Raw genomic sequence first — 5,929 nt, forward strand, 5'->3', positions numbered from 1 at the left:
GGGGCTCCGGGGTCCGGGGGCCGCCTGCGCCCGCGCCCGCGCCCACGCCCGCACCAGCACCGCCGTCGCACCCGCTGACGTACATTCGCACCATGGCTGACGCACCGCGGACCCCGTCCGAGACCCACGCCTCCCAGGTCATCGAGCAGCTGCTCGGCGGCGCGGACCTGGCGTGGGAGAGCCCCGAGCCGGGGACGTACGTCGTCACCCTCCCCGGCACCCGCAAGCTTTCGACCACGTGCTCCCTGCGCGTCGGCCGGCACGCGCTGTCCGTGAACGCCTTCGTGATCCGGCACCCCGACGAGAACGACGAGGCGGTCCACCGCTGGCTGCTGGAACGCAATCTCAAGCTGTACGGGGTGAGTTACGCGATCGACAGCCTCGGCGACATCTATCTGGCCGGGAAGATCCCGCTCGCGGCGGTCACCGAGGAGGAGATCGACCGGCTGCTGGGATCGGTGCTGGAGGCGGCGGACGGTTCGTTCAACACCCTGCTGGAGCTGGGTTTCGCAAGCGCGATCCGCAAGGAGTACGCGTGGCGGGTGTCGCGGGGGGAGTCCACGCGGAACTTGGACGCGTTCACGCATCTGACCGAGCGGTAGCGGCAAGCGTCAACAAGCACGCGCAGCAACTGCCTTCCTGACCCTTCCCGCGCAACCTGGCGCCATGTCATGCTCACAACTCCATGTGTACACCTGAACATCGTTCACGTATGTGGAGGCGGATCCCATGAAGGACGGTCAGGCCGGTCACGCCGGTCAGGACAGTCGGGACAGTCAGGGCAGTCACGTCGGCCAGGCCCGTCAAGGCGCCCTCGGCAGAAGGACGCTGCTCAGGAGCGCCGTCGTCGTAGCCGCCGGAGTCACGGCGACCGGCGCCGGACTCGGCAGCGCGGCGGCCGGTGGGCGCAGGCCGCCCACGCCCCCCACCTCCCCGCTCTGGCGGGAGTTCACCCGGTCGCCGTACACCCACCCGCAGATCCCGTACGTCGGGAAGGCCGGCCGCCGCGCGGGCGCCACCCGCTTCCCCCGCCTCCCCGTCGTGGCCGACGTGAAGAAGTACGGCGCCCGGGGCGACGGCTCCGTGGACGACGCCCCCGCGATCAACCGTGCCCTCGCCGCTGCCGGAGCGCGCGGCGGGGGCACGGTCACCATCCCGCCCGGCACGTACCGCATCGACGACGTCATCCGGATCGGCCACAGCGACGTGGTCCTGCGCGGCGCGGGCAGCGGCCGTACGAAACTCCTCGCGACCAGGAACCTCACCGAGATCATCGGCAGGTACGGCAGCCGTTACGGCGGCGACAAGTCCAGCTGGTCCTGGGCCGGCGGCCTCATCTGGCTCTGCCCGCAGGAACGTTGGGCCTCGCTCACCGCCGCGATCAAGGCGCAGGCATGGCCCTTCGAGGGCTGGACCGGCAACAAGCGCGACGAGTGGCGCACCCTCACCGCCGTCGCCCCCGCCCGGCGCGGCGACCGTACGGTGACCGTCGAGGACCCCTCGGCCGTCGAGCGCGGGCAGCTGGTACTGCTCCAACTCGCCGACGACACCGACCACTCGCTCCTCCAGCACATGGCGGGCGGCGGACCGGGACCGGCGGCCTACGACTGGCCCGCGATGACGAAGCTGACGTCGTACGTGCCGTACGAGTGGCCGGTACGGATCGTCTCCGTACGGGGCCACCGGCTCACCCTGGAAAGGCCGTTGCCGCTCGACGTACGACCCGAGTGGGACCCGAGGTTCACCACGCTCGTCACCCCGCTCACCAACTCCGGTGTGGAGGGCCTGACGTTGGAAGCGGTGGAGACCCCGCAGTCCCCGCACCTGCTCGACAAGGGGTACAACGGCGTTGCGTTCCAGTGCGCTTACGACTGCTGGGCCGACGACATCGTCGTACGCCACGTCGACAACGGCTTCGGCCTGGTCGCCGCGTCCGCCTGCACCCTGCGTCGTACGCGCGTGGCGGGGCGCGGCTCCCACCACCCGTACTTCTGCCGCGAGGGTTCGCACGACAACCTCGTCGAGGACTTCGTGATCGAGGAGCGTACGGTCCCGGCGCCCGCTGGCACGCAGCTGCACGGCATCAACACCGAAGGCCTGTCCAGCCACAACGTCTGGTCGCGCGGACGGATGGAGATGGGCACCTTCGACACGCATCGCGGGATGCCCTTCGCGAGCGTACGGACCGAGATCACGGTCGAGAACAACGGCCGGCACGGCGGCGACGCGATCGCGGGACCGCTGTACGGGGCGCGCTTCGCGCACTGGAACGTCACCGTCACCAACGGGCGCGCGGGCCTCGTCAAGATCGACGAGATCGCGCCGTACAGCGTGACGGCGGGGATCAGTGAGGTGAGGGAGTTCGACCAGATCGACGTACCGGACTTCACGGGCGAACTCCACGCGCGACTGGAGGCGTACGGGAAGCCGGAGGAGCTGAGGCCGCGCAACCTGTACGAGGCGCAGCGGGATCTGGGGTGAGTTGACGGGCGGAGTTGACGGGCGGAGTCGACGGGCCGAGTCGACGGGCCGGGTGGACGGGCCCTGAGGGCGAGGCGAGACCGGGGACGCGCCGGGCGGCCCGCACGCACACGCGTGACGGGCCGCTGCGGGCAAGATTCTCACATGAGCGACAAAGAGGGCATCTCCCCGCGTGGCGCGGGCGCGGGCGGTACGGGCGCGGGCTCCAGCACAGACCCCGCCCCCGACGGCGGCACCCCCCACCAAACCCTCGCCCTGGCCGCGATGCTCTTCGCCGTCTCGATGACGTTCATCGACCAGACGATCGTGGCCATTGCCGCGCCCGACATCATCCACGAACTGGGGCTCACCGCCTCCGGCATGCAGTGGGTGATCAACGCCTATCTGCTCACCCTCGCCGCGTTCTTCGCCCTCGGCGGGCGGCTCGCCGACATCTTCGGCCACCGCCGGATCATGGTCATCGGCACCCTCGTCTTCGTGATCTCGTCCATCCTCTGCGGCGCGGTCCCCAAGGGGGACTTCGCGGAGGAGTGGCTGATCATCTTCCGCGCCACCCAGGGCACGGGCGCGGCGCTGCTCTTCCCCGCCGCCCTCGCCGTGGTCATCACGGTCTTCCCGGTGGAGCGGCGGGGCCGGGCCCTCGCGGTGTTCTTCGGCCTGTCGGGCGGCCTGACCGCCATCGGCCCGATCCTCGGCGGGGCGCTCACCGACTGGACGTGGCGGGCGATCTTCTGGATCAACGTCCCGGTCGCCGTGATCGCCCTCGCGCTGGCGGCGCGCGCCCGCATCCCCCGTACCGGCCACCGCGAACCCCTGGACGTGCCAGGCGCGATCCTGGTCGCGGCCGGTATGGGGCTGAGCGTGGTGGGTCTCCAGCAGGCGGCCACGTGGGGCTGGGGTTCCGGGGCGACCTGGGGCTGCATCGTGGGCGGGCTGGCGATCCTGGTGGTGTTCTGCCTCTACCAGCTGCGGATCCCCGACCCGCTCGTCAAGCTCCAGGTCTTCAAGGACCGGGCGTTCACCGTCGACGCGGTGGTGCTGTTCTTCGCGATGATCGCGTTCGTCCCGGTCTTCTTCTTCGCTTCTGTGTACGCGCAGGTCTCGCTGAGCGCCTCACCGAACCAGGCCGGCCTCTACCTCCTCTACTTCTTCATCGGCTTCGCCCTCGCCTCCCAGTGGGGCGGCCGGATCCTGGACCACCGGGGCGCGCGCCCGGCCATCAAGGTCGGGACACTGCTGGGGACGGTCGGATTCGCCCTGTGGGCAAGCAAGTTGACCGACCTCTCGATGCACGACCAGTGGCCGTACGTGGCCCTCGCCGGCGCCGGCATCGGCTTCCTGCTCTCCCCGGCCTCGACCGACGCGGTGAACCGCTCGATCGGCGCGTCGTACGGCGAGGTCACCGGCGTACTCCAGACCCTGCGCAACTACGCGGCGAGCGTGGGCCTGGCGGTGTTCGGCACGATCCTCACCCACGTCACGACGGACCGCGTCGCCGACACCCTCCAGGCGCGGGGCGTACCGCACGACACCGCCCACACCCCAGGACACACCATCGCGGAATCCGTCACGGGCGCCGCCGACTCCCGCACCCCGGCGGGCACCGGCCAGGCGGCCCAGGCGGCGCGCGACGCGATCGCCGCGATCAGACTGGACTTCGCAGAGGCGAACAGGGTGGTGTTCTACGGCATGGCGGGAGCGCTGGCGGTGGCGTTCGTGTGCGCGCAGTTCCATCCGGGGACGCGGGTGACGGGGGTGACGGGTACGGGGCCCGAGAGCAAGGATCTCTAGGTCGGCTTCCCCAAAGAAATTCTGCAAAATTACTTTTGCAGAATGCCGGTGCCGCTCTACGCTCGCCGCATGGTCAGCGACGAGCAGCGGCGGGTCCTCGACCCCGAACAGGACGCGGCGGCCCTCAAGGCCCTCACCCACCCCCTCCGGATCCGGCTCCTCGGCCTGCTGCGGCAGGACGGCCCGGCCACCGCGAGCGAACTCGCCGTGAAGACAGGGGAGTCGTCCGCCTCCACCAGCTACCACCTGCGGGTCCTCGCGAAGTACGACTTCGTCGCGGAAGCCGCGCACCGGGACGGCCGGGAGCGGCGCTGGCAGGCGGTGCACTCCGTGACCTCGTGGAACAACAAGGCGATGACGGCGTCCCCGGACAGCCGCGCCTTCGTCAACTTCTCCCGCAGGCGCCAGATCGAGCACCTTGAGGCCTCCGTCGACCGGAACGAGGCGGACCTCGCGGAGGGGCGGCTGGGTGAGGAGTGGCTGGAGCCGTCGGGCCTCGTCGACCTGATGCCCCGTCTGACACCTGAATCGGCAGGCCAGTTGTGGGAGGTGTTCCACCGGACGTTGGACGAACTGGCCGCCCGCGACGAGGGGGACCCGCGTGCCGAACAGGTCGTCGTGGTGATGGCGGCGCTGCCGCTGGCGGCGAAGGGCGAGGGGGAAGAGCGGTGACGGCCCCCCGTAGACCCGGACTCGCGCCCTCCCCCTCCCCCCCGCCCTTCCCACCCCACACCGCCCGCCGCCGCTTCGTCACCGTCTCGGTGCTCTACTGGCTGCCGGTGGGCCTGACCATCGCCCCGCTGATCCTCCTCTTCACCGAGCGCGGCATGGCCCTCACCGCCGTCGCGGGCTTCTTCGCCGCGCACTCCCTCACCGCCGCCGCCCTCGAACTGCCCACCGGCGGACTGTCCGACGTCATCGGCCGCCGTACGGTCCTGGCCGCCGCCGGCCTGTTGGGCCTGGCCGCCTTCACCCTGCAAGGGCTGGGCACCACCGCCTGGGTGCTCGCGCTCGGCATGGCGCTGATGGGCGCGGGCCGCGCGTTGTCGAGCGGACCGGCCGAGGCCTGGTACGTCGACACCGTCCAGGCGCACTCGGGCCCCGAGGCGGAACTCCGTACCGGCCTGGCCCGCGCCGGTACGGCCACCTCCGCCGCACTCGCCGCCGGCACCCTCCTCGGCGGCGGCCTGCCGTGGCTGCTCGGCCTGGGCCCCGACCTCGGGGCGCGGCTGAGCGAGGCCACCTCGGGCCTCGTACTCCCGCTCTCCGCACCGTCGTTGCTGGCCGCCGTCCTGGAGATCGTCTTTGTGCTGTACGTCCTGACGGCCCTGCCGGAACCACCCCGGCCACGCGCCACCCTCCGCGCCGTCCTGCGCGGCATACCCGTCACGGTCGCGGACGGGCTGCGGCTGGGCGGCAGGGACTCCGTGGTCCGGCGGATCCTCCTGAGCGCGGGGGCGGCGGGCGCCGCGCTGGCCGTACTCGAACTGCTCACCCCCGGCCGGGCCGCCGCTCTCACCGGTGCTGCGGAGTCGGGCGCGGTGGTCTTCGCGGGCCTGGCCTGCGCGGGCTTCCTCTGCTCGGCCCTGGGCAACCACCTAGCCCCGCTCGCGGCCCGCGTGGCGGGCGGCGGCGGACGCGCGGTCCTGCTGAGCCT

5 protein-coding genes are annotated in these 5,929 nt (G+C 71.6%); all 5 read left to right on the forward strand.

What is annotated here, in order from left to right:
- The first annotated feature begins 92 nt into the window (after positions 1–92).
- Entirely contained in the window at positions 93–602 is a 510-nt protein-coding gene (locus GT042_RS37535; RefSeq protein ID WP_161313142.1) for a YbjN domain-containing protein, read from the forward strand.
- A gap of 127 nt (positions 603–729) precedes the next feature.
- Positions 730–2,481, forward strand: a complete 1,752-nt coding sequence (locus tag GT042_RS37540) for a glycosyl hydrolase family 28-related protein (protein WP_202534800.1) — start codon at positions 730–732, stop codon at positions 2,479–2,481.
- 264 nt (positions 2,482–2,745) lie between these two features.
- Positions 2,746–4,272: an MFS transporter gene (locus tag GT042_RS37545; RefSeq protein ID WP_237531583.1), complete on the forward strand. Its 1,527-nt coding sequence runs from the start codon at positions 2,746–2,748 to the stop codon at positions 4,270–4,272.
- A gap of 69 nt (positions 4,273–4,341) precedes the next feature.
- A complete protein-coding gene (locus GT042_RS37550) occupies positions 4,342–4,944 on the forward strand; it encodes a helix-turn-helix domain-containing protein (RefSeq protein ID WP_161313144.1) in 603 nt (200 codons plus the stop codon).
- Positions 4,945–5,033: 89 nt separating this feature from the next.
- Positions 5,034–5,929, forward strand: an 896-nt coding sequence (locus tag GT042_RS37555) for an MFS transporter (protein ID WP_161313146.1), incomplete at its 3' end; no start/stop codon positions are given.

The organism is Streptomyces sp. SID3212, assembly GCF_009865405.1.
Taxonomy (GTDB): Bacteria; Actinomycetota; Actinomycetes; order Streptomycetales; family Streptomycetaceae; genus Streptomyces.